The organism is Dyella sp. 01N36, assembly GCF_056399745.1.
In genome coordinates, this window is the sequence record NZ_JBFTRY010000337.1 from 1 (window position 1) to 1992 (window position 1992).

Here is a 1992-nt window from a genome sequence, read left to right on the forward strand (position 1 = left end):
CGACTACCGCGAAGGCAACGCCACCTTCGGACCGGTGGTGCCGCATGCCTCCTGGAACGGGCATGGCGGCGGCGCGCTTGAAGTCGGCGCACGCCTGAGCATGACCGACCTCAACGATCGCGATGTGGTCGGCGGCAAGGAGACCAATCTCACCCTGGGCGTGAACTGGTACCTCGACAAATCGGTACGCCTCTCCGCCAACCTGGTCCACGCGCTGGACCTGAACAAGCCCGGCAACGAAAACAGCGGCAAGCATCCGTCTGCCATCGTGGGGCGTTTCCAGTACCAGTTTTAGGCGATGTCGCGAGTGCGGCAGATCGGCGCGGCGCTGCCGTCCGGCGACCCGCGCGGTTGACAGCATCGCCGTCAAATGAGAATAATTCTCAATATTCAAGCTGATGCAAAGCGGTTTCAAGGCGCCGACGTGATCACCTTTTGTGCCCTGTTGTTGACCCTGTCGGGCGCCGTGCTGGTCTATCTGGCCAGCGCGCAGCAGCGGCTGCGTGCCGTGTCCCTGCCCGCTTCCGCCCGCGGCCTGGGCTGGCTGATGGTGCTCCTGGGCACGGCTTGCTGGTGGTATGCGGCTGGCGTCGGACCGGGTATTACCGCGGCACTGACCATGCTGATGCTCACCTGGGTACTGCTGCCCTATCTGGCGTGGTGGCGCACCGAAGCCGCGGAAGTCGGCGAATCATGATCGCCCGCTGCCTCGCCGGCACGTTGCTCGGCTTTCCGCTCGCCGCCCTGTTGCTCGCGCTCTTGCTGTATGTGCTGCCAGGACACGGCCAAGCCTTGCTGATACCGGCGCTGATCCTGTTCTTTCCGCTGTGGACGGCCTTCATGGCCATCGCCTATATGTTTCGCAGCGGACCGCGCGCCTGGCTGGTGATGGGCAGCGCGAACATCGTCGTTTTTGCTGCGCTGTGGCTGCTGCGCCTGCCCGGCTGATACAGGGAAGTTGTGATGAAAGCCGCCACCCTCCGTACCTTCCAGACCGTGCATACCTGGACCGGCCTGCTCGCTGGCTTCGCGCTGTTCGTGGCCTTTTATGCCGGTGCGCTTACCGTCTTCCACGACGACATCGCCGCTTGGCAGAACCCGCCCTGGCGCGCCGCGGCCGACGCGAACGTGCCGATGGATACCCTGGTCGAACGTCTGCTCGCCCACCATCCCGAGGCACGCGAGGACTTCGGCATCGTGCTTGCGCGCGACAGCTCCCACGCCGCCTATGCGTATTGGGAAGCAAAGGACGGCAGCCGTTTTGCTACTGCCAGCCAGGTGGATGCGCCGCGCGCCGAAGCAGCAGAGAACGAACTGGCCGACTTCGTCTACGCCTTGCACGACTCGCTGGGACTGCCGGTGATCGGCCTGTATCTGATGGGCATCGTCAGCGTGATCTACGGGCTCGCCTTGCTGTCGGGCGTCCTGATCCACCTGCCGCAACTGGTGAAGGATCTGTTCGCCATGCGCGTGGGGCGCAACCTCAAGCGGCTCTGGCAGGACGCACACAACGCGATCGGCGTAATCAGCCTGCCGTTCCATGTGATCTTCGCGGTGACCGGCGCGCTGTTCTGTTTGTTCGGCATCACGCTGGCCGCGCTCAACACGGTGGCGTTCGACGGCAAGCTGTTCGATGCCTTCGCCAAGGCCACCAACACCACGCCGACGGTTACAGTCAGCGGCACCAACGCCAGCATGTTGTCCACCGATGCGCTGATTGAACGCGCACGCACCGAAGCACTGAAAAACGGCGTCACCACGTTCGAGCCCGACTATATGCACTTCGTGCACTACGGCGATCGCAATGCCGTGGCAGAAGTGCGCGGCCTATCGCAGCACACGCTGGGTTCGTTCGGCAGCGTGGCGATGTCGGCGCATGACGGTACGGTGCTGGCCACCTATGTGGGCGATAGATACAGCGTCAACGGGATCAGTTACGCCTCGCTGTTTGGCCTGCATTTCGGCAGTTTTGGCGGACGCACGGTGCAATGG

At 63.7% G+C, this 1992-nt stretch carries 4 protein-coding genes; all 4 read left to right on the forward strand.

Translation table 11 applies throughout. The annotated features are described in order from the left end of the window. Positions 1 to 295: porin (locus tag AC1DMG_RS21820; RefSeq protein ID WP_477181121.1), on the forward strand; the 295-nt coding region annotated here is incomplete at its 5' end. A 129-nt stretch (positions 296 to 424) separates the two neighbouring features. Next, entirely contained in the window at positions 425 to 697 is a 273-nt protein-coding gene (locus AC1DMG_RS21825) for a hypothetical protein (protein WP_477177571.1), read from the forward strand. Then, positions 694 to 948: a hypothetical protein gene (locus AC1DMG_RS21830; RefSeq protein ID WP_477177570.1), complete on the forward strand. Its 255-nt coding sequence runs from the start codon at positions 694 to 696 to the stop codon at positions 946 to 948. Before AC1DMG_RS21825 ends, AC1DMG_RS21830 begins: the two co-directional genes overlap by 4 nt. A gap of 15 nt (positions 949 to 963) precedes the next feature. After that, the coding region (locus AC1DMG_RS21835; RefSeq protein WP_477181122.1) for a PepSY-associated TM helix domain-containing protein at positions 964 to 1992 on the forward strand (1029 nt) is incomplete at its 3' end.

Bases quoted from the DNA above. Each gene is read 5' to 3' on its own strand.
- AC1DMG_RS21830 (WP_477177570.1), top strand. From the start codon at position 694: ATGATCGCCCGCTGCCTCGCCGGCACGTTGCTCGGCTTTCCGCTCGCC.